At 73.4% G+C, this 23,311-nt stretch carries 19 protein-coding genes and 1 pseudogene; 8 read left to right on the top strand and 12 right to left on the bottom strand.

Translation table 11 applies throughout. From position 1 onward, the window contains the following. Complete coding sequence (locus OHA30_RS22415; protein WP_328915644.1) at positions 1 to 1,308, top strand: MFS transporter; 1,308 nt, start codon at positions 1 to 3, stop codon at positions 1,306 to 1,308. Then, on the top strand, positions 1,305 to 5,417 hold the full coding sequence (locus OHA30_RS22410) for a non-ribosomal peptide synthetase (protein ID WP_328915643.1): 4,113 nt from the start codon (positions 1,305 to 1,307) through the stop codon (positions 5,415 to 5,417). Before OHA30_RS22415 ends, OHA30_RS22410 begins: the two co-directional genes overlap by 4 nt. Positions 5,418 to 5,473: 56 nt before the next feature. On the opposite strand, the gene OHA30_RS22405 is transcribed toward OHA30_RS22410, so the two are convergent. Continuing rightward, complete coding sequence (locus OHA30_RS22405; protein ID WP_328915642.1) at positions 5,474 to 5,806, bottom strand: SCO4848 family membrane protein; 333 nt, start codon at positions 5,804 to 5,806, stop codon at positions 5,474 to 5,476. Positions 5,807 to 5,963: 157 nt separating this feature from the next. On the opposite strand from OHA30_RS22405, the gene OHA30_RS22400 reads away from it, so the two are divergent. Then, complete coding sequence (locus tag OHA30_RS22400) at positions 5,964 to 7,295, top strand: D-alanyl-D-alanine carboxypeptidase family protein (protein WP_328915641.1); 1,332 nt, start codon at positions 5,964 to 5,966, stop codon at positions 7,293 to 7,295. Here OHA30_RS22400 and OHA30_RS22395 read toward each other — a convergent pair. From OHA30_RS22395 to OHA30_RS22380, 4 genes and pseudogenes are all read right to left on the bottom strand, one after another. Beyond that, positions 7,210 to 8,190, bottom strand: a complete 981-nt coding sequence (locus OHA30_RS22395; protein ID WP_328915640.1) for a YihY/virulence factor BrkB family protein — start codon at positions 8,188 to 8,190, stop codon at positions 7,210 to 7,212. The two genes, OHA30_RS22400 and OHA30_RS22395, sit on opposite strands and share 86 nt — an antisense overlap. A gap of 9 nt (positions 8,191 to 8,199) precedes the next feature. After that, on the bottom strand, positions 8,200 to 8,703 hold the full coding sequence (locus tag OHA30_RS22390) for a GtrA family protein (RefSeq protein WP_328915639.1): 504 nt from the start codon (positions 8,701 to 8,703) through the stop codon (positions 8,200 to 8,202). Continuing rightward, on the bottom strand, positions 8,700 to 9,665 hold the full coding sequence (locus OHA30_RS22385) for a decaprenyl-phosphate phosphoribosyltransferase (protein WP_405785423.1): 966 nt from the start codon (positions 9,663 to 9,665) through the stop codon (positions 8,700 to 8,702). Before OHA30_RS22385 ends, OHA30_RS22390 begins: the two co-directional genes overlap by 4 nt. 188 nt (positions 9,666 to 9,853) lie before the next feature. Beyond that, positions 9,854 to 10,363: pseudogene (locus OHA30_RS22380) on the bottom strand (phosphatase PAP2 family protein); the annotation flags it as partial. Between the two features lie 168 nt (positions 10,364 to 10,531). On the opposite strand from OHA30_RS22380, the gene OHA30_RS22375 reads away from it, so the two are divergent. Next, positions 10,532 to 11,959 carry an FAD-binding oxidoreductase gene (locus OHA30_RS22375; protein ID WP_328915638.1) on the top strand — a complete coding sequence of 476 codons (1,428 nt, stop codon included), beginning with the start codon at positions 10,532 to 10,534 and terminating at the stop codon, positions 11,957 to 11,959. A gap of 59 nt (positions 11,960 to 12,018) precedes the next feature. Continuing rightward, positions 12,019 to 12,774, top strand: coding sequence for a decaprenylphospho-beta-D-erythro-pentofuranosid-2-ulose 2-reductase (locus tag OHA30_RS22370; RefSeq protein WP_328917948.1), 756 nt, complete (start codon positions 12,019 to 12,021; stop codon positions 12,772 to 12,774). Positions 12,775 to 12,861: 87 nt separating this feature from the next. On the opposite strand, the gene OHA30_RS22365 is transcribed toward OHA30_RS22370, so the two are convergent. Continuing rightward, positions 12,862 to 13,431: a 2'-5' RNA ligase family protein gene (locus OHA30_RS22365; RefSeq protein ID WP_328915637.1), complete on the bottom strand. Its 570-nt coding sequence runs from the start codon at positions 13,429 to 13,431 to the stop codon at positions 12,862 to 12,864. A gap of 109 nt (positions 13,432 to 13,540) precedes the next feature. Beyond that, the gene (gene trpS / locus OHA30_RS22360; RefSeq protein WP_328915636.1) at positions 13,541 to 14,554 is read right to left on the bottom strand and encodes a tryptophan--tRNA ligase; all 1,014 of its coding nucleotides are present in this window, start codon (positions 14,552 to 14,554) and stop codon (positions 13,541 to 13,543) included. Positions 14,555 to 14,693: 139 nt separating this feature from the next. Here trpS and rocD point away from each other — a divergent pair, with 139 nt between their 5' ends. Together rocD and OHA30_RS22350 are read left to right on the top strand one after the other, a co-directional pair. After that, positions 14,694 to 15,911, top strand: a complete 1,218-nt coding sequence (gene rocD, locus OHA30_RS22355; RefSeq protein ID WP_328915635.1) for an ornithine--oxo-acid transaminase — start codon at positions 14,694 to 14,696, stop codon at positions 15,909 to 15,911. Positions 15,912 to 16,322: 411 nt separating this feature from the next. Next, on the top strand, positions 16,323 to 17,186 hold the full coding sequence (locus tag OHA30_RS22350; protein WP_328917947.1) for a hypothetical protein: 864 nt from the start codon (positions 16,323 to 16,325) through the stop codon (positions 17,184 to 17,186). Here the strand turns inward: OHA30_RS22350 and OHA30_RS22345 are convergent. After that, positions 17,152 to 17,622 (bottom strand): carboxymuconolactone decarboxylase family protein, encoded by a 471-nt coding sequence (locus tag OHA30_RS22345; protein WP_328915634.1) that lies wholly within the window; start codon positions 17,620 to 17,622, stop codon positions 17,152 to 17,154. The two genes, OHA30_RS22350 and OHA30_RS22345, sit on opposite strands and share 35 nt — an antisense overlap. A gap of 49 nt (positions 17,623 to 17,671) precedes the next feature. Between OHA30_RS22345 and pdxR the strand changes: the two genes are divergently transcribed. Further along, a complete protein-coding gene (gene pdxR, locus OHA30_RS22340) occupies positions 17,672 to 19,150 on the top strand; it encodes a MocR-like pyridoxine biosynthesis transcription factor PdxR (protein ID WP_328915633.1) in 1,479 nt (492 codons plus the stop codon). A 117-nt stretch (positions 19,151 to 19,267) separates the two neighbouring features. On the opposite strand, the gene OHA30_RS22335 is transcribed toward pdxR, so the two are convergent. The 4 genes from OHA30_RS22335 to OHA30_RS22320 form a co-directional block, all read right to left on the bottom strand. Continuing rightward, on the bottom strand, positions 19,268 to 20,257 hold the full coding sequence (locus OHA30_RS22335) for a malate dehydrogenase (protein WP_328915632.1): 990 nt from the start codon (positions 20,255 to 20,257) through the stop codon (positions 19,268 to 19,270). Between the two features lie 449 nt (positions 20,258 to 20,706). After that, complete coding sequence (locus OHA30_RS22330) at positions 20,707 to 21,591, bottom strand: helix-turn-helix domain-containing protein (RefSeq protein WP_328915631.1); 885 nt, start codon at positions 21,589 to 21,591, stop codon at positions 20,707 to 20,709. 202 nt (positions 21,592 to 21,793) lie between these two features. Continuing rightward, positions 21,794 to 22,291 carry a DUF3017 domain-containing protein gene (locus OHA30_RS22325; RefSeq protein ID WP_328915630.1) on the bottom strand — a complete coding sequence of 166 codons (498 nt, stop codon included), beginning with the start codon at positions 22,289 to 22,291 and terminating at the stop codon, positions 21,794 to 21,796. Next, entirely contained in the window at positions 22,281 to 23,159 is an 879-nt protein-coding gene (locus tag OHA30_RS22320; RefSeq protein WP_328915629.1) for a bifunctional methylenetetrahydrofolate dehydrogenase/methenyltetrahydrofolate cyclohydrolase, read from the bottom strand. The genes OHA30_RS22325 and OHA30_RS22320 overlap by 11 nt, the downstream gene beginning before the upstream one ends. Positions 23,160 to 23,311: the final 152 nt, after the last annotated feature.

Raw genomic sequence — 23,311 nt, 5'->3', positions numbered from 1 at the left:
TTGTCGACGAGCCAGGACGCCAAGCGTGACGGCGTCCTGGCCAACCGGGATTTCACCAGGCTGTGGGGCGGGGAGACGATCTCGCTCGTGGGTTCGCAGGTGACCGACATGGCCCTGCCGCTCACGGCGATCCTGACCCTGCACGCGACCGCGTTCGGGATCGGGCTGCTGAACGTCGCGCGCTACGCGCCGTTCGTCCTCGTCTCGCTCTTCGCCGGGGTGTGGTTCGACCGGCGGCGCCGGCGGCCCACCCTCATCGTCAGCAACTTCGGCCGGGCGATCCTGATCGGGCTGATACCGCTGGCGAGCGCGCTGCATGTCCTGTCGATGGGCCTGCTGTACGTGGTCGCCTTCTGCGCCGGACTGCTGACGGTCCTGTTCGACGTGGGGATTCTGTCCTACGTGCCGGGGCTGGTGGAGCAGCGCCATCTCGCCGAGGCCAACAGCAAGATCACGGTGAGCTATTCGGTGGCCGGCATCTGCGGTCCCGGGCTCGCCGGATTCCTGGTGGGGGCGCTGTCCGCGCCGGTCGCGCTGACCGTGGACGCGGTGTCGTACCTGGTGTCGGCGACCGCGCTGTCGCGCATACGCAAGGTCGAACAGGCGCCGGAGCAGCCCGAGGTGCGGCCGTCGGTGTTCAGCTCGATCGCCGAGGGGCTGCGCACGGTGGTGGGCAGCCGCATCCTGCGCCATCTGGCGACGCAGTCGGCCACCTTCAACCTGTTCGAGAACGTGCTGACCACCATCTTCCTGGTGTACGCGGTGCGGATCCTCGGCTTCGGGCCGACCCCGCTGGGCTTCGTGGTCGGCGCGGGCTCCGTGGGCGCGCTGCTGGGCGCGGTGCTGGCGAGCCGGATCGGCAACCGGCTCGGCTTCGGCCGCACCCTGTGGCTGTCCACGCTCGTGGCGTGCGTGTCGCCGCTGCTGCTGCTGGCGCCGCAGGGCTCGGGGCCGGTGTCCATGGTGCTGATCAGCGCCGCGCTGGCCGTGCACGGCTTCCACCTGGCGATCTTCAACATCAACGCGCTGACACTGCGCCAGACCGTGACACCGAACCGGCTGCTCGGTCGGATGAACGCCAGTTACCGGCTCGTGCTGTTCGGTACCGTGCCGATCGGCGCCCTGCTCGGCGGCTCGCTGGCCTCGCTGTTCGGACTGCGGGCGGCCCTGGTGGTCGGCGTCATCGGGGTCGCGTCCCCGGTCGCGTGGCTGACCTTCTCGCCGGTCTTCCGGCTGCGGGAGATGCCCGAGGGCCCGATCGACCTCGACACCAAGACGAATGTGTCCGCGAACGATAGGAACGCATGATGTTGACCAACTCCCAACGGGCGCTGCTGGCCGCCCAGCTCCGCCGGCGTACCGCGAACGCCCAGAGCACGGGGATTCCCCGCCGCCGCGCCGGACTTGAGGAGCTGCCGCTCTCCTTCGGCCAGGAGCAGCTGTGGTTCATCGACCAGTTGGCCCCCGGCCTGTCCACGTACAACATCGCCGGCGCCGTACGGATGGCCGGGCCGCTCGACCGCGACGCGCTGTCCTCCGCGTTAGACGCGCTCGTGCTCCGGCACGAGGCCCTGCGCACCCGGCTGGTGACCATAGACAGCCGGCCCGGCCAGGTCGTCGACCCGGCGGGCCCGGTCCTGGTGTCGGTGACGGATCTGCGCGAGGTCTCCGACGAGGAGCGTGAGGACGCCTGGCGCGCCGCGGCGACCGAGGAGGCCCAGCGGCCGTTCGTGCTCGACCGCGGGCCGCTGCTGCGGGTGCTGCTGCTGCGGCTGGCCGAGGAATCCCATGTGCTGGTGATCACCGTGCACCACACGGTCTTCGACGGCTGGTCGTTCCCGGTGCTGTTGCAGGAGCTGGCCGAGCTGTACGAGGCCGGGACCGCCGGTCGGGCCCCCGAGCTGCCCGAACTGCCCGTGCAGTTCGCCGACTTCGCGCTGTGGGAGCGGGAGCGGCTCCAGGGCGAGACGCTGGACGAGCTGGTGACGTACTGGCGGGAGACGCTCAAGGGCGCCCCGGTGCTCCAACTGCCCATCGACAAGCCGCGCCCGCTGGTGCAGACGTACGACGGCGCCACCGAGACCGCGGACTTCGGCGACACCCTGCTCGACGGTCTCAAGGAGCTGGGCCGCGGCGACGGCGCCACGCTCTTCATGACGCTGATGGCGGCCTTCCATGTGCTGCTCCACCGCTACAGCGGCCAGGACGACATCGTCGTCGGCACGGTCAGCGCCAACCGGGGGCGGCCCGAGCTGGAGCCGCTGATCGGCTATCTGATCAACACCCTGCCGGTGCGGGTGGATCTGTCCGGCGACCCCACCTTCCCCGAGGTGCTGGAGCGGGTGCGCGCGGCGACCGTCGGGGCGTACGCCCACCAGGACCTGCCGTTCGCCAAGATCGTGGACGCGCTGCGGGCGCCCCGCGACCCGAGCCGCCACCCGCTGTTCCAGGTCGGCTTCATGCTCGCCGACAACCAGCAGCGCGATCTGCGGGCCGGTGAACTGACCTGGACCTCGGAGGAGTTGCAGACCGAGGCGGCCAAGTTCGACCTGCTGGTGTCGGCCGTGGAGACCGACGGGCAGTTGTCGGTCGGTGTGTCGTACGCGACCGCGCTGTACGAGGCCGCGACCGTACGGCGGCTGCTCGGTCACTTCCGGGTGCTGCTCGACGGCATCGTCGCCGATCCGACGACGCCGCTGTCCCGGCTGCCGATCATGACCGAGGCCGAGCTGCGGCAGGAGATCGTCGAGTGGAACGACACCGCGGTGGAGTTCCCCGACTGGAATCTGCACCAGAAGTTCGAGTCGCAGGTCGACGCCCACCCCGACGCGGTCGCGGTGGAGCTGGCCGGCGCCGGCGTGACGTACGCCGAACTGAACGCGCAGGCCAACCGGATCGCCCGGCGGCTGCGTGACCTGGGTGTCGGCCCCGAGGTGCTGGTCGGCGTCAGCATGCAGCGCTCCGCGCGGCGGATGGCGGGCCTGCTGGGCATCCTCAAGGCGGGCGGCGGCTATGTGCCGCTGGACCCGGAGTACCCGGCCGACCGGCTGTCCTTCATGGTCGAGGACGCCGCGATGTCCGTGGTGCTCACCGACGAGGCCAGCCAGGCCGCGGTGCCCACCGGTTCGGTGACCGTGGTGAACCTGGACCGGGAGTGGGACGGGCTGTCCGCGCTCGACGGCTCCAATGTCGAGGTGGCCGCCGACCCCGCCAACGTCGCCTATGTCATCTACACCTCCGGCTCGACCGGCCGGCCCAAAGGAGTGGTGGTCGAGCACCGCCAGGCGGTCAACTTCGCGACCGCGGAGATCGAGCACTGGCCGCTGGGACCGGGCGACCGGATTCTCCAGTTCGCCTCGCTCAACTTCGACGTGTCGGTGCTCGACATGTTCGGCGCGCTGCTCTCGGGCGCGACTCTGGTGCTGGGCACCACCGAGACGCTGCTCTCGCCGCCCCGGCTGGCCGAGCTGATCCGCGGCGAGGGCATCACCTTCATGTGCCTGCCGCCCGCGGTGCTCAACCTGCTCGCCGACGAGCAGTTCCCCAGCCTGCGGGTGGTCATCGCGGGCGGGGAGGCGTTCTCCTCCGAGCTGGTGCGCAGCTGGGCCCGGCCCGGGATGAAGTTCATCAACGGCTACGGCCCGACCGAGACGACCGTCGGCTCCACCATGGCCGAGTGCCACGACAACGGCATCGACCCGCCGCCGATCGGCCTGCCGCTGACCAACTACACCGCGTACGTGCTCGACAAGCACCTCAACCCGGTGCCGGTCGGGGTCGCGGGCGAGCTGCACATCGGCGGGGCGAGCGTGACCCGCGGCTACCTCAACCGGCCGGAGCTGACCGCCGAGCGGTTCGTCCACGACCCGTTCGGCAAGGCGCCGGACGCGCGGATGTACAAGACCGGTGACCTGGCCCGCCGGCTGCCCGACGGCAATCTGCAGTTCCTCGGCCGGTTCGACGACCAGGTCAAGATCCGCGGACTGCGGGTGGAGCTGGGCGAGATCGAAGCCGTACTGGCCTCCCACCCGTCCGTCGCGCAGGCCGCGATCCTGGTCGTGGAGGACCAGGCGGGGCAGAAGAACCTCGTCGGGTACGCCCGGTCCGCGCCGGACCTCCCGGCGGTCTCGCAGGCCGAGCTGCGGGTGCACCTGGCCGAGCACCTGCCCGCGTACATGGTCCCCACCCACCTGGTGATCCTGGACAAGTTCCCGCTCAACGCGAACGGCAAGGTCGACCGCTCGGCGCTGCCGTCGCCCGACAGCGCGGACACCGGGGCCGACTACGTGGCGCCGCGCACGCTGGTGGAGACCGTCCTGGTCGACATGTACGCCAGCGTGCTCAATCTGGACCGGGTCGGCATCGAGAACAACTTCTTCGACCTCGGCGGCAACTCGCTCCAGGCCATGCAGCTGATCACCCGGCTGCGCAAGGACCTGGCCGTCGACACCGATGTGACCGCGATCTTCCTGGCGCCGACGCCCGCGCAGCTGACCTCGGCGCTGACCAAGAAGCACGGTCTTGAGGACACCAGCCTCGACGAGATCGACCTGGACGAGCTCGGGCAGCTGTCCGAGGACGAGGCGGCGGCGCTGCTGGCCTCGGTGGAGGGCGGCGGCACCGCCGCCGCTCCTTCCGTCCCGGCCTCCGGACCGCTGGTAGCGCTGACCGACGGCCCGGGCGAGGACCCGCTGTACCTGGTCCACGCGGTCGGCGGCACGGTCTACGCCTTCGTGAACCTGGCCAAGGACCTGGGCAGCCGCTACAAGGTGTACGGCGTCGAGGCCGCCGGGGTCCGGCCGGGCACCTCCCCGGCCGCGAACCTGGACGCGATGGTGACCCGTTACGTCGAGGCGATCCGCGCCGCGCAGCCCGCCGGCCCCTACCGGCTGGCCGGCTGGTCGATGGGCGGTCTGGTGGCGCTGGAGGCGGCCCGCAGGTTCGAGGCGGCGGGCGCCGAGGTGTCGCTGGTGGGTCTGCTCGACACGCCGATCGAGCCGCCGGACGTCACGGGCGCCTCGGAGAACGACTTCGCGGCGCAGTTCGTCCTCGACGCCGCCCGGGCGCTCGGGCCGGACGCGGGCGACCCGCCGAACCCGGAGACCGCGACCGTGACCGAGCAACTGGAGTGGCTGGGCGAGAGGCTGACCGCGGGCTCGGGCGACCTGGCCGAGGTGCGGGCCGACATCGAGAGCCGCTTCGAGGTGTTCAAGGCGCATCTGCGGCTGATCGGCGGCCACCGCCCGGCGCCGGTGAAGGCGCCGACCGTGGTGGTCACCGCCGACGGGTCGTTCGACATGACCGACCGGTGGACGGCGCTGCTCGGCGCCGGGGCGCGGACGGTGACCGTGCCCGGGGACCACTACTCGTTCCTCCAGGCCCCGGGGGTCCACGAGGTCGCGGAGGCGATCAAGTAGTCCGAAGGACGTACGACGGTGGCGGCCCCGGGCACGAGGGGGCCGCCACCGGCCGTTCAGCGTACGGTGGCGCGCTCGGACTCTTCAACGGTGCTGTCGGCCTGCTCCCCGGCGGGCTCCCGGGCCGGCCCGCCCGCGGTCCCGTCGGCGCCGCGCAGGGCCCGCAGACCGCGCACACCCAGCCAGCCGATGCCCGTCCCGAGCAGGAAGGACGTGATGGCCAGGGTGAGGTGGACCCAGAAGTACGTGGTCGGCGCTGAGTGGTCGCCGTGCCGGAACGCGAGGCCGCTGGCGTCCTTCCAGAGATTCTTCACGAAGGTGGTCCAGACGATCCAGGACCAGACGCCGAACGCGACAAGGAACCAGGAGACCCGGCGGCTGAGCTTCATACGTACCAGTATGAGTGGAACCGGACGGGAGACGGCAGCGGGGGCCTTGACGGGAAGACGGGAGCCGCGGGTGCGCACAGGCCGGTGTGGGCGGGGTATATGGGGCGGGCGTGGACCCGGGGGCCCGGCCGGGCGCCGGGCCCTGTACGTTCTCCGAGTGCCCAAGACCGTGACCGCGGCCGTCCCCGGCCGCACCGCCCTGGCCGTGTCCCTGATCGCCGCGCTGTTCGGCGGCACCGTGCTCGCCGGAACGGCGGACGCGGCCCCGGCGGCCGGGAAGACACCCAAACCGCCCGCGAGGATGTCGACGGTGGGCGGCGACCGGCTCGGGGTGCCGGGCACCCAGCTCAACCAGGCGCCGGGCGTGCCCGCGCTGCCGAAGAAGCTGACCGCCCGCTCCTGGATCGTGGCCGACGCCGAGACCGGGGCGATCCTGGCGGAGCACAACGCGCACTGGCGGCTGGCCCCGGCCAGCACCCTGAAGATGCTCTTCGCCGACACGGTGCTGCCGAAGTTCCCCAAGTCGACCGTGCACAAGGTGCTGCTGAGCGACCTCAAGGGCGTGGGCGAGGGCAGCAGCCTGGTCGGCATACGCGAGAACCTCACGTACACCGTCCACGATCTGTGGCTGGGCGTCTTCCTGCGCTCGGGCAACGACGCCGTGCACGTCCTCGCCGCGATGAACGGCGGCGTCCCCGCCACGGTCGCCGGGATGAACGCGCGCGCCCACGAACTCCAGGCGAACGACACCCATGTGGTCTCGCCCGACGGCTACGACATGCCGGGCCAGGTCAGCAGCGCCTACGACCTCACGCTCTTCGCGCGCGACGGGCTGCAGAACCCCGACTTCCGCGCCTACTGCTCGACGGTCACCGCGCAGTTCCCCGGCGACTGGAAGAAGGTCAAGAAGTCCAAGAAGGCGGGGAAGGCCGGAAAGAGCGCGACCAAGCCGGCCAAGGTCAGGGAGTCCTTCCAGATCCAGAACACCGACCGCCTGCTCAGCGGGGACTACGACCTCAAGCCGTACCCGGGCATAGCCGGCGTGAAGAACGGCAACACCACCAACGCGGGCGCCACCTACACCGGGGTCGCCCAGCGCGGCGGCCGTACGCTGCTGGTCACCGTGATGAACCCGGCGCCCGGGCACAACGTGGTCTACCGCGAGGCGGCCTCGCTGCTGGACTGGGGGTTCGCGGCGGCGCCCGTCGTACAGCCGGTCGGCACGCTGGTGCCGCCGCTGAGCCAGGTGCCGCACCCCTCGCCGACGCCCAAGGCGACCTCCCGGCCCGGCTCGCACGTGGCCGCGCAGACGACGGTCGCGGCGACCTCGTCCTCCTCCTCGCGCGGCCTGTGGACGGCGGCGGGCCTGACGGCGGGTACGGGGGCGCTGCTGGCCGCGGTGATCATCGTGGTACGCCGCCGCCGTCCGCTCCCCACCGGGGACGCTCCCACCGGTGCGACCCGCCCTGCTCGTCGGCGTCGCCGGTGATCTCCTGGCCCTTGCCGCCGCGGTGGGCGTGCGGGTCCAGGTCCCCCGCGTGGATCGGGGTCGCCGTCCACGCGGCGCAGTACAGCAGCAGCTTCGCCATGAAGTTGATCCACAGCAGCAGCGCGATCGGCGTGCCGAAGGCGCCGTAGACGTTCTTGCCCGCCACCCGTTGCAGATAGCCGCTGAGCGCCAGCTTCAGCACTTCGAAGCCGACCGCGCCGATCAGCGCCGCGCCCGCCACCGCCCGGCGCGGCGGCTCCACGCCGGGCAGCAGCGTCAGCAGATAGACCAGGATCAGGAAGTCGGCGATACCGGCCAGGACGTAGCCGACCAGGGTCAGCAGCACGGGCCCGGGGCCGTTGTGCGCGATCCCGATCCGGGCGGCGGTCCAGTCGACGGCGGCGGTGGCGAAGCCCGAGGCGGCGAGCGAGATCAGGACGGCGGCGCCGAGGCCCAGCAGAATGCCCGCGTCCTGGACCTTGTTGACGATCAGGTTGTGTTCCTCGTCGTCCTTGTGCCAGACCGCCCGCAGGCAGTCGCGCAGCGAACCGACCCAGCCGACCCCGGTGAGCAGCAGGGCGCCGGCGCTGATCAGGCCCACGGCCCCGGCGTTGGCGACCAGGCCGCTGATGTCGAGCTGGTCGGCGATGCCGGGGATCTGCTGGGTGAGCTTGTGCTCCAGCGTGGCCAGCTGGCCCTTCGACAGTGTCGCGGCCCCGATCGCGGCGCTGACCGCGAGCAGCGGGAAGAGCGACAGAAAGCTGGTGAAGGTCATCGCGGCGGCCAGCCGGGTCCAGTGCACGGTCAGCAGGTGCGCGAACGCCCGGTACGCATGGGTCCGCATCACCGTCGCGATACGGGAGCCGATCCACGGCAGTCCGGTCAACCAGTCCATGCGAAGCGGTTACCCTCCCCCGGCCCGAGCACGCCCGCGGCTCCTGCGGCCCGGTGAGCGGGCGGCAGAGCGTACCTCGGGCCGCGGCCGGAAGACCAGCGTGCGGATCCCCCAGAAGCGCAGCGCGGTGGCCAGCAGCATTCCGACGCCCGCCCCGGAGACGATGTCCGAGCGCGGATCGGTGAAGCCGAGGACGTAGTGCGACACGGCCAGGCACAGCAACTGGACGAGCGCGCCCGCGGTGTTGACGGCGAAGAAGACGCCGTACTGCCGGGCCCGGCCGGCCGGGGGCGTACGGCGGCGGTAGGTGCCCAGCGCGTTCCCCGCGTAGGCGACCGTGCAGCCCGCGAGGAAGGACAGCGCCTTGGCGGTCAGCGGACCGAGCCCGCCGGGACCGCGCAGCCAGATGAACAGGCCCAGATCGGCGACGTAGGCGGCGCCACCGGCGAGCGCGAAGCCGAGGAGTTCCGGCAGCATGGCCCGTACCCGCCGCGCGCCCGGCGCCGGCCTCATCGATTGATCACGGCGAGCACGTACAGCGCTCCCCACGCCAGGGCGATGGCCAGCAGCGCGCGGTCACGGAGCATCAGGTCCTCGGGCTCGCCCGCGGAGCCCGCGTCGGCGAAGACGGCGTAGCGCAGCACGGCCAGGATGAACGGGATCATCGACAACTGCCGCCAGGGCAGCCAGCTCCCGGGCGCGCGGCCGGTCTCCAGCGCCCACAGGCAGTACGCGAGGACCGCGACGCCCGCCGCGAGCTGCCACACGAACCGCAGATAGCCGATGGTGTACGAGCCGAGCAGCGCCCGGGTGGCGCCGACCTCGCCGTCGGCCTGCTGGGACATCAGCACCAGCTCGGAGTAGCGCTTGGCGGCGACCATGAACAGCGCGCCGAAGCCCGAGGTGATCAGGAACCACCGGGACAGCCCGATGCCGAGCGCGAGCCCGCCCGCCATGGCCCGCATCAGGAATCCGGAGGTGACGACCACCAGGTCGACCACGAGCATGTGCTTGAGCCACAGGCAGTACGCGAGCTGCATGACGACATAGCCGCACAGCAGTCCGGCGGTGTCGGCGTTGCAGGTCACGGCGGCGGTGGCCGGGGCGAGGACGGCGAGCAGGCCGCCGACCGCGTAGGCCACGGGGACGGGCACCCGGCCGCTGGCCACCGGCCGCAGGCACTTGACGGGGTGGGCGCGGTCGGCGTCGGCGTCGCGGGCGTCGTTGATCAGATAGACGGCCGCCGCGCACGCGGTGAACAGCGCGAGCACCACCGCGAGGCGTATGGCCTCGGGTGCGGTCAGCAGCCGGGCGGCGGCGAAGGGCGCGGCGAGCACCAGGACGTTCTTCACCCACTGCCGGGGCCGGGCGGTCCGCAGCAGGCCGCCGAGCAGCGACCGCGGGTCGACCGGGGTGGCCCCCGATTCCGGGGCGGCCCGTTCCGTCAGGGTCGCGGTCTGCTCGGTCACGACCATCGCCTCCGCCCAACGGAGGCAACCGGCCGCCCGGCGACCCCGGCGGCCCCGGCGGCCGGCCCGGCCACGCGGGCGAACGTACCGCCGACCGCCCGCCCGGCCGGCGTGGTGGCTGCCGCGGCTGCTCCGGACAGGGCCGAGGCGGCCACCACGGAGGCGCCCCCGCCCCAGCGGCCCGCCCGCAGCGACCAGTCGCGGCCGAGCCGGGCCAGCGCGCCGCCCAGCAGGGCGCCGCAGGCCACGTCCGTCGGGTAGTGGACGCCCGCCACCAGCCGGGACACGCACACCGCGGCGGCCAGCGGCGGGACGGGGCCGCGTGGCAGCAGCGGCGCGAAGGCGACGGCCGCGGCGACGGAGGACGCGGCGTGCGAGCTGGGAAAGCTGTGCCGCCCGGCGGTCCTGACCAGCGGCGCCTGCCCCTGCGGGCGGGGCCGGCGGACCACCCGCTTGACGGCCATGCTCGCCACGTGCGCGACGGCGACCAGCGCGGTGGCCCGCAGCCACGCCCGGCGCAGGTCCCGGTCGGCGCCGGCCGCGCCCGCGCCCGCGAGCCCCGCGGCCAGCCAGAGCGCGCCGTGCTCCCCCGCCCGGGACAGCCCCTTCGCGGCGCCCGCGACATACGGGTCGGCGGCGCAGCGGCGCAGCGCGGTGAGCAGGTGGTGGTCCGCGCGTTCCGCGGCGGATTCGAGGTGGCGCACCGGCGGTCTCCCTCATGTGCGGTCATACGAATCACCCATCGGACTACGAGTGCTTACCGTGCGCCCCTCCTCCTCACGCCTCCCCACTCACCCTTTCCAGTGAGAAATCCGGCCATAAGCGGCGATTTATTAAGCTTTTACCGCCTTTTCGGCGATACGGTCACGGGCATGTCCGCACCCTCCGCGACGGATGCCCCCGGCCGGCCCGGCCCGGGCCCCGGCCGCCCCGACCCCGACCACGGCGGCGCCGCCTCCGTCTCCGTCTCCGGCTGGGGCCGCACCGCCCCCACCACGGCCCGGCTGCTGCGCCCGGGTTCGTACGAGGAGGCCGTCGCGGCCGTGCGGGAGTCCGGCCGCCGCGGGCTGATCCCCCGGGGCCTGGGCCGGGCGTACGGCGACGCGGCGCAGAACGCGGGCGGCGCGGTCCTCGACATGACCGGCCTGGACCGCGTCCACGAGATCGACGCGGTCAACGGCCTGGTGGTGTGCGACGCGGGCGTCTCGCTGCACCGGCTGATGGAGGCGCTGCTGCCGCTCGGCTGGTTCGTACCGGTCACCCCCGGCACCCGGTACGTGACGGTCGGCGGCGCGATCGGCGCCGACATCCACGGCAAGAACCACCACGGCGCCGGGTCCTTCACCCGCCATGTCCGGGCGGTCGAGCTGCTCACCGGAGACGGCGAGACCCGGCTGGTCACCCCGGAGGAGGAGCCGGAGCTGTTCTGGGCGACGGCGGGCGGGATGGGCCTGACGGGGGTGATCCTGGCCGCCACGATCCAACTGCTGCCGGTGCGGACCTCGCTGATGGCCGTGGACACCGAGCGGGCCGTCGACCTGGACGACCTGATGGACCGGCTGACCACGACCGACCACCGCTACCGCTACTCGGTCGCCTGGGTCGATCTGCTCGCGCGCGGCGCCGCGACCGGCCGGGCCGTGCTCACCCGCGGCGACCACGCCCCCCTCGACGCGCTCCCGGCCCGGCTGCGCGCCACCCCGCTCGCCTTCCGGCCGCGGCGGCTGCCCGCCGTCCCGCGCTTCGTGCCTGACGGACTGCTCGGGCCCCGCTCTGTGGGGCTCTTCAACGAGTTCTGGTACCGCAGGGCCCCGCGCGAGGAGCACGGCCGGCTGCGGAGCCTGTCGTCCTTCTTCCACCCGCTGGACGGCCTGCCCGAGTGGAACCGGATCTACGGCCGCAGCGGCTTCGTCCAGTACCAGTTCGTGGTCGGCCACGGCCAGGAGGAGACACTGCGGACGGTCGTACGGCGGCTGAGCACGCGCGGCTGCCCGTCGTTCCTCGCGGTGCTCAAGCGGTTCGGGGACGGCGACCCGGGATGGCTGTCCTTCCCGATGCCGGGCTGGACCCTGGCCCTGGACATCCCGGCGGCCCTGCCAGGACTCGGCGCGCTGCTGGACGAACTGGACGAGCTGGTCGCCACCGCGGGCGGCCGGGTCTACCTCGCCAAGGACTCCCGGCTGCGGCCCGAACTGGTCGCCCGGATGTATCCGCGGCTCGACGACTTCCGGACGCTGCGGGCGCGGTACGACCCGCGCGGCACCCTCACCTCCGACCTCGCGCGAAGGCTCGCGCTGTGAACCGCGGTACGGCGGCCGCGGGCCGGTCGGCGGCCCGCGCGGCGACTCTGGAGACCCGTATGAAGGACGCTTTCGGCGCACCCCAGTCCCTGCTGGTCCTGGGCGGCACCTCGGAGATCGGTCTGGCCACCGCCCGGCGGCTCGTCGCGCGCCGGGCCCGCCGGGTGTATCTGGCCGGGCGGCCGTCGCCCGCGCTGGAGGCGGCGGCCGAGGAGCTGCGCGGCCTGGGCGCGGAGGCGTACGTGGTGGCCTTCGACGCGCTGGACCCCGGCGCGCACGAGGAGATCCTCGGCAAGGTCTTCGCGGACGGCGACATCGACGTGGTGCTGCTCGCCTTCGGCGTGCTCGGGGACCAGGCGCGCGACGAACGGGAGCCGCTGGCGGCCGTACGGGTCGCGCAGACCAACTACACCGGGGCGGTCTCCGCGGCCCTGGTGTGCGGCACCGCGCTCCAGCGGCAGGGGCACGGCTCGCTGGTGGTGCTCTCCTCCGTCGCGGGCGAGCGGGCCCGGCGGGCGAACTTCATCTACGGAAGCAGCAAGGCCGGGCTCGACGCGTTCACCCAGGGGCTGGGGGACGCGCTACACGGCTGCGGGGTGCATGTCATGGCCGTGCGGCCCGGCTTCGTACGGACGAAGATGACGGCCGGTCTGCCGGCGGCGCCGCTGGCCACGACGGCGGAGGCGGTGGCCGAGGCGATCGAGGGCGGCCTGCGGCGCCGGGCCGAGATCATCTGGGTCCCCGGCGCGCTGCGCGTGGTCATGTCCACGATGCGGCATCTCCCCCGCGCGGCCTTCCGCCGCCTCCCCGTCTGAGGCCGGCGGCGCGGCGGGGATCGGCGGGCGCGGGCCCGGTTGCACAGGCGCGGCTCAGTCAGATGCGGGACGGGCGATGCGGCTCGGTCAGATGCGGGACGCCGTGCGGACGGCCTGGTGCGGCAGCGCCGCCCGGCCCTCCGCGCCGAAGGGGAAGACCCGAAGCTGCCGCCAGACCCCGTCCGACCCCTGCGCGTACAGCGCGAAGCCGGACGCGGTCCACGCCGCCGCGAACTCCGCCAGCTCCGACTGCGCCCGGTCCATCCCGGCCTCGCCGATGCCGTGGGCGACCGTCACATGCGGGTGGTACGGGAACTGGAGCTCCCGGGCCACCGGCCCGGACCGCACCAGTTCCTGGAGTTCGGCGCAATCGGTGCCGCCCTCGGTCACACAGACGTAGACCACGGGCGACAGCGGCCGGAACGTATCCGTCCCGTCGAGCCGCATCGGGAAGGGCCGCCCCTGCCGGGCCACGCCCGCGAGATACCGGCCGAAGGCGGGCAGCTCGGAGCACTCGACCTCGGTGGGCGGCAGCAGCGTCACATGCGTGGGGATCGCGTACGCGGCCGGGTCGCCGAAAGCGGCCCGCCGCTCCTGGAGCAGGCGCCCGTACGGCTCCGGGACCGCGATGGACACGCCGATCGTGGTGGTACCCACTGCGTTCACCCCTTTCCCCGGGTCGATCGCCCGATCCAGTGTCGCGCGCGTGCGGGCATACCGGACAGCGACGTCCGTCACAGCCGCACCGCGGGGCCCGCGCGTCCCCTCAGTGCTTGGCGGGCAGGAACCCGATCCGGTCGTACGCCGCCGCCAGCGTCTCCGCCGCGACGGTCCGTGCCTTCTCGGCTCCCTTGGCGAGAACCGAGTCCAGTGTCTCCGGGTCCCCCAGGTACTCCTGTGTGCGCTCACGGAACGGGGTGACCCACGCCACGAAGATCTCCGCGAGGTCGGTCTTGAGCGCACCGTAGCCCTTGCCCGCGTACTCCTCCTCAAGTTCCGGAATTCCGGTACCGGTGAGGGCGGAGTGAATCGTGAGCAGATTGCTGATGCCCGGCTTTTCCTTTTCGTCGTACTGGATGACCGTGCCCGTGTCGGTCACCGCGCTCTTGAACTTCTTGGCCGAGACCTTCGGCTCGTCCAGCAGGTTGACCAGGCCCTTCGTCGTGGCCGCGGACTTGCTCATCTTCGAGGTCGGGTCCTGGAGGTCGTAGATCTTGGCGACCTCCCGCACGATGTGCGGCGCCGGGATGGTGAAGGTGTCGCCGAAGCGCGTGTTGAAGCGCTCGGCCAGGTCCCGGGTCAGCTCGATGTGCTGCCGCTGGTCCTCGCCGACCGGCACGGCGTCCGCCTGGTAGAGCAGGATGTCGGCGACCTGGAGGATCGGGTACGTGAACAGGCCGACGGTGGCCCTGTCCGCGCCCTGCTTGGCCGACTTGTCCTTGAACTGCGTCATCCGGGACGCCTCGCCGAAGCCGGTCAGGCAGTTCATCACCCAGCCGAGCTGCGCGTGCTCCGGGACATGGCTCTGCACGAAGAGCGTGCAGCGGTCCGGGTCCAGGCCCGCGGCCAGCAGCTGGGCGGCGGCCAGCCGGGTGTTCGCCCGCAGCACGGCGGGGTCCTGCGGCACGGTGATCGCGTGCAGGTCGACCACCATGTAGAAGGCGTCGTGACTGTCCTGCAGCGCCACGTACTGGCGGATCGCACCCAGGTAGTTGCCCAGGTGGAAGGAGCCGGCGGTGGGCTGGATACCGGAGAGCGCACGGGGGCGAACGTTGGCCATGCCCCCATTCTCTCAGGTCGGTGGCACGCTCCCATACCCCTTCTTCCCGGCCGTGGGCGAGGATGGAAGGGGGCACCACCCCGGCCCCCGCTCCAGGCAATCGGTCCTGGCTCCCGACGCACAACGAACGGAGACGCACGTGACCACCCTCTCTTCCCCGACGGACCGCGAGATCGCCTCGGCCGAGGCGCACAGCGCGCACAACTACCACCCGCTGCCCGTCGTCATCGCCTCCGCGCAGGGCGCCTGGGTGACGGACGTCGAGGGCCGCCGCTACCTCGACATGCTCGCCGGGTACTCGGCGCTCAACTTCGGCCACGGCAACCCCCGGCTGATCGCGGCGGCCAAGGCCCAGCTGGACCGCGTGACACTGACCTCGCGCGCCTTCCACCACGACCGGTTCGCCGAGTTCTGTACGGAGCTGGCCGAGCTGTGCGGCATGGAGATGGTCCTGCCGATGAACACCGGCGCCGAGGCGGTGGAGACGGCGATCAAGACCGCGCGCAAGTGGGGCTACCGGGTCAAGGGCGTGCCCGACGGACGGGCGAAGATCGTGGTGGCCGCGGGCAACTTCCACGGGCGCACGACGACGATCATCAGCTTCTCCACCGACCCGGAGGCCCGCGCCGACTACGGCCCCTACACCCCCGGCTTCACGATCGTCCCCTACGGCGACCTGGCCGCCCTCGACGCGGCGGTCGACGAGGACACCGTGGCCGTACTCCTCGAACCCATCCAGGGCGAGGCGGGCGTGCTGGTCCCGCCGCCCGGCTATCTGGCGGGGGTACGGCGGCTGACCGCCGAGCGCGGGGTGCTCTTCATCGCCGACGAGATCCAGTCCGGTCTCGGCCGCACCGGCCGTACGTTCGCGTGCGAGCACGAGGGCGTCGTGCCGGACATGTACGTGCTGGGCAAGGCGCTCGGCGGCGGGGTCGTACCGGTCTCGGCGGTGGTCTCCTCCGCGGCGGTCCTCGGGGTCTTCAGTCCCGGCGAGCACGGGTCCACCTTCGGCGGGAACCCGCTGGCGTGCGCGGTGGGCCTTGAGGTGATCGCGATGCTGCGGACCGGGGAGTACCAGGAGCGGGCCGCCCAACTGGGCGACCACCTCCACGCGGAACTGGCCGCGCTGACCGCCACGGGAGCGGTCACTGCGGTACGGGGCCGGGGCCTGTGGGCGGGCGTCGACGTGGCCCCCACCCTCGGCACGGGCCGCGAGATCTCCGAACGCCTCCTCACCCGCGGCGTCCTGGTCAAGGACACCCACGGCTCCACCATCCGCCTCGCCCCACCCCTGGTCATCTCAAAGCAGGACCTCGACTGGTCCCTCACCAAGCTCCGCGAGGTACTGGCCCAATAGGGACAGCGCCAGCCGCCAACGGCGCGGCACCCCCACGGGGAGACCCGAAGCCGGTGTCGCGCTCGCACGACCCGGCGGGGCCGGGCACTCTCGCCCGCACCCACCCCGGAGACGGCGCGGCAGCCGCCAACGGTGGCGCACCCCCACGGGAGCCCGCAGGCGGCCTCGTACTCGCACGCCCCGGCTGGGCCGGGCGCTCTCGCCCGCACTCACCCCGGAGACGGCGCGGCAGCCGCCGACGGTGGCGCACCCCCACGGGAGGACCGGCAGCCGAAATCGATGCTGCACGGGTGGTGCGGGCGGGGAAACACCCCGCGCCGCCAGGCGCGGGCAACCCCGCACGGACGTGCACCCGAATACGGCGCGGCACCACTTCAAGCCCCCCGTAAAGTCACCCCCGTGCTTACGGGAATGCTCACCGCGCTCGGCGCAGCCGCCTGCTTCGGCGTGGCCACCGTCCTCCAAGCCCTGGCCACCCGCGCCACCGCCCCGGGCAGCGGATCCGGCGTGGACCCCGGCCTCCTGGCCCGGGCCATGCGCCAGGGCCCGTACCTCGCCGGCCTCGCCCTCGACATCCTCGGCTTCGCCCTGGAGCTCATCGCCCTGCGCTCCCTGCCGATCTACGCCGTCGGCGCCGCCCTGGCCGCGAGCCTCGCCGTGACGGCCGTGACCGCCGCCCGTCTGCTGAACGCCCGGCTCGCCGGGAAGGAATGGTCCGCCGTCGCGGTCGTCTGCGGCGGCCTCGCCCTGCTCGGCCTCGCCGCGGGCCACTCGGGCGACTCCCACGGCGACCCGGAGCTGCGCTGGGGCGTCCTCGCCGCCGCGCTCGCGGTCCTGGCGGCCGGCGCCGCCGCCGGAAGGCTGCCGCAGCGGTCCCGCGCCGCGGTCCTCGGCCTGGGCGCGGGCTTCGGTTTCGGCATCGTCGAGCTGGCCGTACGGCTGCTGGACCGGCTGACCCCGACCGGGCTGTTCACGAACCCGGCCGCGTACGCCCTGCTCGTCGGCGGTGGGACCGCCTTCCTGCTGCTGACCTCGGCGCTGCAAAGCGGCTCCGTGACGGTGGCCACCGCGGGCATGGTGATCGGCGAGACGGTCGGCCCCGCCCTGGTCGGCGTGGTCGCGCTGGGCGACCGTACCCGCGCGGGCTGGGCCCCGGTGGCCGTCGCCGGTTTCGCGCTGGCCGTGCTGGGCGCGCTCGCGCTGGCCCGGTTCGGCGAGGGCGGCCCGTCGCAGTCGCCCGCTACGCCCGGATCGCCGGGGAGAGCCGGCAGGTGACGCCGATCCGGTTCCAGGCGTTGATCGTCACGCACATCGCGATCAGCCGCGGCAGCTCGTCCTCGTCGAAGAGCCGGGCCGACTCGTCGTAGACCGCGTCGGGGACCCCGTGGGCGCCGAGTGCGGTGACCTCCTCGGCCAGGGCGAGCGCGGCCCGCTCCCGTGCGGTGAAGAAGGGCGTCTCGCGCCAGACCGTCAGTCCGTGCAGCTTCTGGTCTGACAGCCCGAGGTCCCGGGCGTCCGCGGTGTGCTTGTCGACGCAGTACGCGCACCCGTTGAGCTGCGACGCCCGGATGCGGACCAGCTCGCGTACGGCGGGGTCGAGTCCGAGCGAGGCGGCTTTGTCGAGCGCGAACATCGCCTGGTAGAAGTCGGGCGCGCGGTCCATGAGGTTGATCCGCCGGGCCGGGGGAGCGACGGTTTCTGTGGTCGTCATGAGCCCAAGCTAGCCCCGAAGTGGCCTGCCGCTGTGGTCCACTTGACCCATGGACGACCGGGCCACTCAGGACGACCGGACCGCTCGGGGCGACCGCGCCGCCGGTTACGACCTGCTGCTCGACCTCGCCGCCGCCCGCGCCGCGACCCCCGGCGCCGGGGCCAGGGCCGGGCTTGAGGCGGCGCTGCGCGAGGCCGTGCGCGAGGGGCGGCTCGCCCCCAGCTCGCGGCTGCCGTCGAGCCGGGAACTGGCCCGCGACCTCGGGCTGGCCCGCAACACCGTCGCCGACGCGTACGGGCAGCTCGTCGCCGAGGGCTGGCTGACCGCGCGACAGGGCTCCGGCACCACCGTGGCCCCGCGCCCGGCTCCCCGTACGCCCGTGGCCCCGCTCCGCCGTCCCGACCCGCCGGGGGCCGGGCCGGCCGAGCTGGTGCCGGACGCGATCGCGCTGCCGTACTCGCTGTGGCCGGGCTCCCCCGATCTGTCCTCCTTTCCGCGCACCGCGTGGGCGGCGGCCGCCCGGCGGGCGCTGACGGCGGCGCCGAGCGAGGCCTTCGGCTACTCCGACCCGCGCGGGCGGCCCGAGCTGCGGACGGCGCTCGCCGGGTATCTCGCCCGGGTCCGCGGGGTGCGTGCCGACCCCGAACTGATCGTGATCTGCACGGGGTTCGTCCAGGCGGTCGGACTGCTGGCCCGGGTGCTGCGCGGCCGGGGAGCCCGCCGGGTCGCGGTGGAGTCGCGGGGCTTCCCCGACAACCGCGCGCTGCTCGCGGCCGCCGGTCTGGAGACGGTGACGCTGCCGCTGGACGCGGACGGCGCCCGGGTCGAGGACCTGGACGCGGAGGTCTCGGCGGCGCTGCTGACGCCCGCCCACCAGTTCCCGACCGGGGTACGGCTGTCCCCCGCCCGCCGTACCGCCGTCACCGCGTGGGCCCGGGAGACCGGCGGGCTGATCGTCGAGGACGACTACGACGGGGAGTTCCGCTACGACCGGCAACCCGTGGGGGCGCTGCAAGGGCTCGCGCCCGACCATGTGGTGTACGCGGGCACGGCGAGCAAGAGCCTGGCGCCGGGGCTGCGGCTGGCGTGGATCGCCGTGCCGCCGTCGCTGATGGAGGCGGTGATCCGGGAGAAGCGGATGGCCGACCACCACTCGCCGGTGCTGGACCAGTTGACGTTCGCGGAGTTCATCGCCTCGGGGGCGTACGACCGGCATGTCCGCGGAATGCGGCTGCGCTACCGGGCGCGCCGGGACCGGCTGGTGGCGACGCTCGCCGCGCGGGCGCCGCGGGTACGGGTGTCGGGGATCGCGGCGGGACTGCACGCGGTGCTCGAACTCCCGCCGGAGGCCGGGCCGTTGACGGCGGTCGTCGACCGGGCCCACCGACGCGGTCTGGCCGTCACGGGGTTGCCGGTCTTCGGCGCGCCGCCCGATGCCCCGCCCGCCCTGGTGATCGGCTACGGCACCCCGCCGGAGCACGCGTTCGGCACCGCGCTGGATCTGCTGTGCGAGGTGCTGAACGGGTGATCGTACGAGCCGGTGAGCGGATGAGCCGACCGTCTCAAGGGCTCGGCGGCGGGCCGACCCACGGGTAAGGGGCCCCACCCATGGGCGGGGCCCCTTACCGACAAGGCGTGGAACGGATCAGATCAGACCGAGGTCACGCACCGCGGTGCGCTCCTCCTCCAGCTCCTTGACGGACGCGTCGATCCGGGTCCGCGAGAACTCGTTGATGTCCAGGCCCTGGACGATCTCGAACGCGCCGTCCTTCGTGGTCACCGGGAAGGACGAGATCAGCCCGGCCGGGACGCCGTAGGAGCCGTCGGAGACGACACCCATCGAGGTCCAGTCGCCCTCGGCGGTGCCGTTGACCCAGGTGTGCACGTGGTTCAGCGCGGCGGACGCGGCCGACGCGGCGGAGGAGGCGCCGCGGGCCTCGATGATGGCCGCGCCACGCTTGGCGACGGTCGGGATGAACGTCTCGGCCAGCCACTGCTCGTCGTTGACGACCTCGGCCGCGTTCTTGCCCGCGATCTCCGCGTGGAAGATGTCCGGGTACTGGGTCGCCGAGTGGTTGCCCCAGATGGTGAGGCGCTTGATGTCGGAGACCTGCGCGCCGGTCTTCTTCGCCAGCTGCGCGATCGCCCGGTTGTGGTCCAGGCGGGTCATCGCGGTGAAGCGCTCGGCCGGTACGTCCGGGGCCGCGGACTGCGCGATGAGCGCGTTGGTGTTCGCCGGGTTGCCGACGACCAGCACCTTGATGTCGTCCGCCGCGTGGTCGTTGATCGCCTTGCCCTGCGGCTTGAAGATGCCGCCGTTGGCCGACAGCAGGTCGCCCCGCTCCATGCCGGCGGTGCGCGGGCGCGCGCCGACCAGCAGAGCGACGTTGGCGCCGTCGAAGGCCGCGTTCGGGTCGTCGGTGATGTCGATGCCGCGCAGCAGCGGGAAGGCGGCGTCGTCCAGCTCCATGGCCGTGCCCTCCGCGGCCTTGAGGCCCTGCGGGATCTCCAGCAGCCGGAGGTTCACCGGCACGTCCGCGCCGAGCAGGTGGCCCGAGGCGATGCGGAAGAGGAGGGCGTAGCCGATCTGGCCGGCCGCTCCGGTGACGGTGACGTTGACGGGAGTGCGAGTCATGCCTTCTCCTGGCCTTTTCCTGCTGCGGGTTACGGTCGCCCCGGCAGTGGCCCAGGCGGCCCCTAACGTGGATCTCTCGGCGTCAAGAGAGCCAGTCGCCAGGCTATCGCGCGCGGGCCCCGGCGCTCACCCGAGGTCGTGTGGCCCCGGTCACCGTGGGTCGCGGCCCGGCCGCCACCGGCGGCGTATCGCCGAGCGCGTGCCCGTGGGTCGGGAGGTACGCACGGCGGGTCGGCCCGCGCGCGCCGCCGGGACCGTACAGCCCAGACCCGTACCGTCCGGACCCGTATCGCCCGGGCCTCGCGTCTCAGCCGAGGCAGATGCCCGCGCCGGTAGGTCGGGAGGTATGCCACGCCCGGCCGGCCCGCGCGCGCCGCCGGGACCGTACAGCCCGGACCCGTACGCCCAGGCCCGTACCGTCCGGACCCGTACTGCCCGGGCCTCGCGTCTCAGCCGAGGCAGATGCCCAGGATGGGCAGGGAGAGGCACAGGCCGGTGCGGGTGGGGCTGGGGGTCGCCGTGGCCGGGTCGGTGGCCGGCGCCGAGGTCGTACCGCTGTCCGGGGTGCTCCCCTCGCCCGTACCGCCGTCCGGCCCGCCGTCGGAGCCTCCGCCCGTGCCTCCGGCCGGGGTCGTCGCCGTGGCGCCGTCGGTCGGGGTCGCGTGTCCCGCGCTCGCAGCCGTCGTGTGCCCGGCCCCTGGCGCCGCCGACGGCGACGCCGAGCCCATCGCCGCGGACGGCCGGTCCTTGGGCGTGTCGTCCGGCTCCGGGGCCTCGGCGCCCGTCACGCCCGGCGCACGGCCACCGGCGGTCCCGCCGAGGGGCGGGGAGGTCGGACCCGAGGCCGAGGGCAGTCCCGAGACGGTCGGCGCCGCGTCCTCCTCGGGCGGGCCGCCACTGCTCCGGCCCGCCGTGAGCAGCACCCCCACCAGCGCGCCGGCGGCCAGCAGCGCCACCACGGCCAGCACCAGCACATTGCGGCGGCGCCCCGGCAACCCGTCCTCCGCCCCCAGCGGGTCCAGCGGATCGGGGTGCGGCAGCGGCCGACCGGGCACCCGGTCGCCGGCTCCCGCCTGGGCCTTCTCCGCCAGCCGCCACAGCGCGCCGATCCGGTCGTAGTCCGCGCCGCTGATCTGCGCGAGCACCTCCACCGCGTCCAGCGGCGGCACCGCCCGGCCCGCCAGCGCCCGCGTCCAGGTCTCGACGGGCTGCGCGGTGCGCGCCGCGAGCGCCGGTACCGTCAGCCCACCGCGGTCCTTCATCCGCCGCAGTTGCGTGGCGAGCCGCCGCACATCCAGCGGGATGCGGTCCGCCAACGGCTCCCACTGCCCCACGCCTTACCCCTCGCGTCCGTTCGGCACTCGTTCCGAGAGCCACGCTAGAACGCCAGTGCCCCATCCGGAGGACTTTCCGGACAGGACACCGCAAGGCCGTACGACCTGCTATAGGCGCGTCGTACGACGATCGGCTCGGCACCGCCTACGTCCGCCGACGACCGCGTCCGTCACCGCGGATGGCCGCCGACGTCCGCGTCCGTCACCGCACCGAGAAGTGGATGATGTCCTCCAGGAACGGGATGCGGATCAGCGGGTCCGGCTGCGCCATCAGCGCCAACAGCACGATTCCGAGGCCGAGCACCCCGTAGGTGATCACATCGGTGAAGCGGCTGCGGACCGCGAGCATGCCGACCGCCGTCAGGCTCCACCGCAGCACCGCGCCGACCAGCAGCGAGGCGCCGACCGTGAGCGTACCCGGCCGAAATGCGCCGGTCGCCGTGACGATCAGACCGATGATCGCACCGGCGATGACCAGCAGGATCGGCCACTGCCGGGCGGGCGCCGGGGCGTCCGCGCCCGCGGCGCGCCCGCCGCCCTCGGGCCGCGCGGTGGTCCTGGGCGCCCCGCGCCCGCGCTCGTGCCGGCCCGCGTACGCCCGGCCGGACTCGCGTCCCTCGCGGCCTTCACGACTCTCGCGGCCCTCGCGGCCCTCGCGGCCGGGACCCGCGGCCGGGGCCGCGGGGGTCTCAGCCGACACGGTCCGCCGCCAGGCCCTCGGCGGCGCGCTCGGCGGCCTCCACCACGTTCTGCAGCAGCAGCGCGCGGGTCATCGGGCCGACCCCGCCGGGGTTCGGCGACAGCCAGGCGGCGACCTCGGCCACGCCCGGGTGCACATCGCCGACGATCTTCCCGTGCTCGTCCCGGCTGACGCCCACGTCCAGGACGGCCGCGCCCGGCTTGACGTCCTCCGGCTTGACCAGGTGCGGCACACCGGCCGCTGCCACGACGATGTCGGCCTGCCTGATCTGCGCCGACAGATCGCGGGTGCCGGTGTGGCACAGGGTCACCGTGGCGTTCTCCGACTTGCGGGTCAGCAGCAGGCCGATCGACCGCCCGACGGTGATACCGCGCCCGAGCACCACCACATGGGCGCCGTTGATCTCCACGCCGTGCCGGCGCAGCAGCTCCACGATGCCGTTGGGGGTGCACGGCAGCGGGCCGGTCTCGTTGAGCACCAGCCGCCCGAGGTTCGTCGGGTGCAGACCGTCGGCGTCCTTGGCCGGGTCCATCAGCTCCAGCACGCGGTTGGTGTCGATGCCCTTGGGGAGCGGGAGTTGCACGATGTAGCCGGTGCACTCCGGGTTGTCGTTCAGCTCGCGGACGACCGCCTCGATCTCGTCCTGGGTGGCGGTCGCGGGGAGTTCGCGCTGGATCGAGCCGATGCCGACCTGGGCGCAGTCGCGGTGCTTGCCCGCGACGTACCACTTGCTGCCCGGGTCGTCACCGACCAGCAGGGTGCCGAGGCCGGGGGTGATCCCGCGGGCCTTGAGGGCCTGGACGCGTGCGGTCAGCTCGGCCTTGATCGCGGCGGACGTGGCCTTGCCATCGAGAATCTGGGCGGTCATGCCCCCCATACTCGCCGATCCGCACCGCGCCCGACCAATCCGCCCGCACCCCGGACAACGCCCGCCCGCCGGGACCGGACCGGGACCGCCCGCACCCCGGACGCGGACCGTCCGCCGGCGCCGGACAACATTGTCCCTTGCGTACCACCCGG

The sequence above is a fragment of the Streptomyces sp. NBC_00223 genome, from assembly GCF_036199905.1.
GTDB lineage: Bacteria > Actinomycetota > Actinomycetes > Streptomycetales > Streptomycetaceae > Actinacidiphila.
The sequence above is the reverse complement of the archived record's forward strand: the minus strand, read 5'-3'. Positions and strand labels throughout refer to the sequence as shown.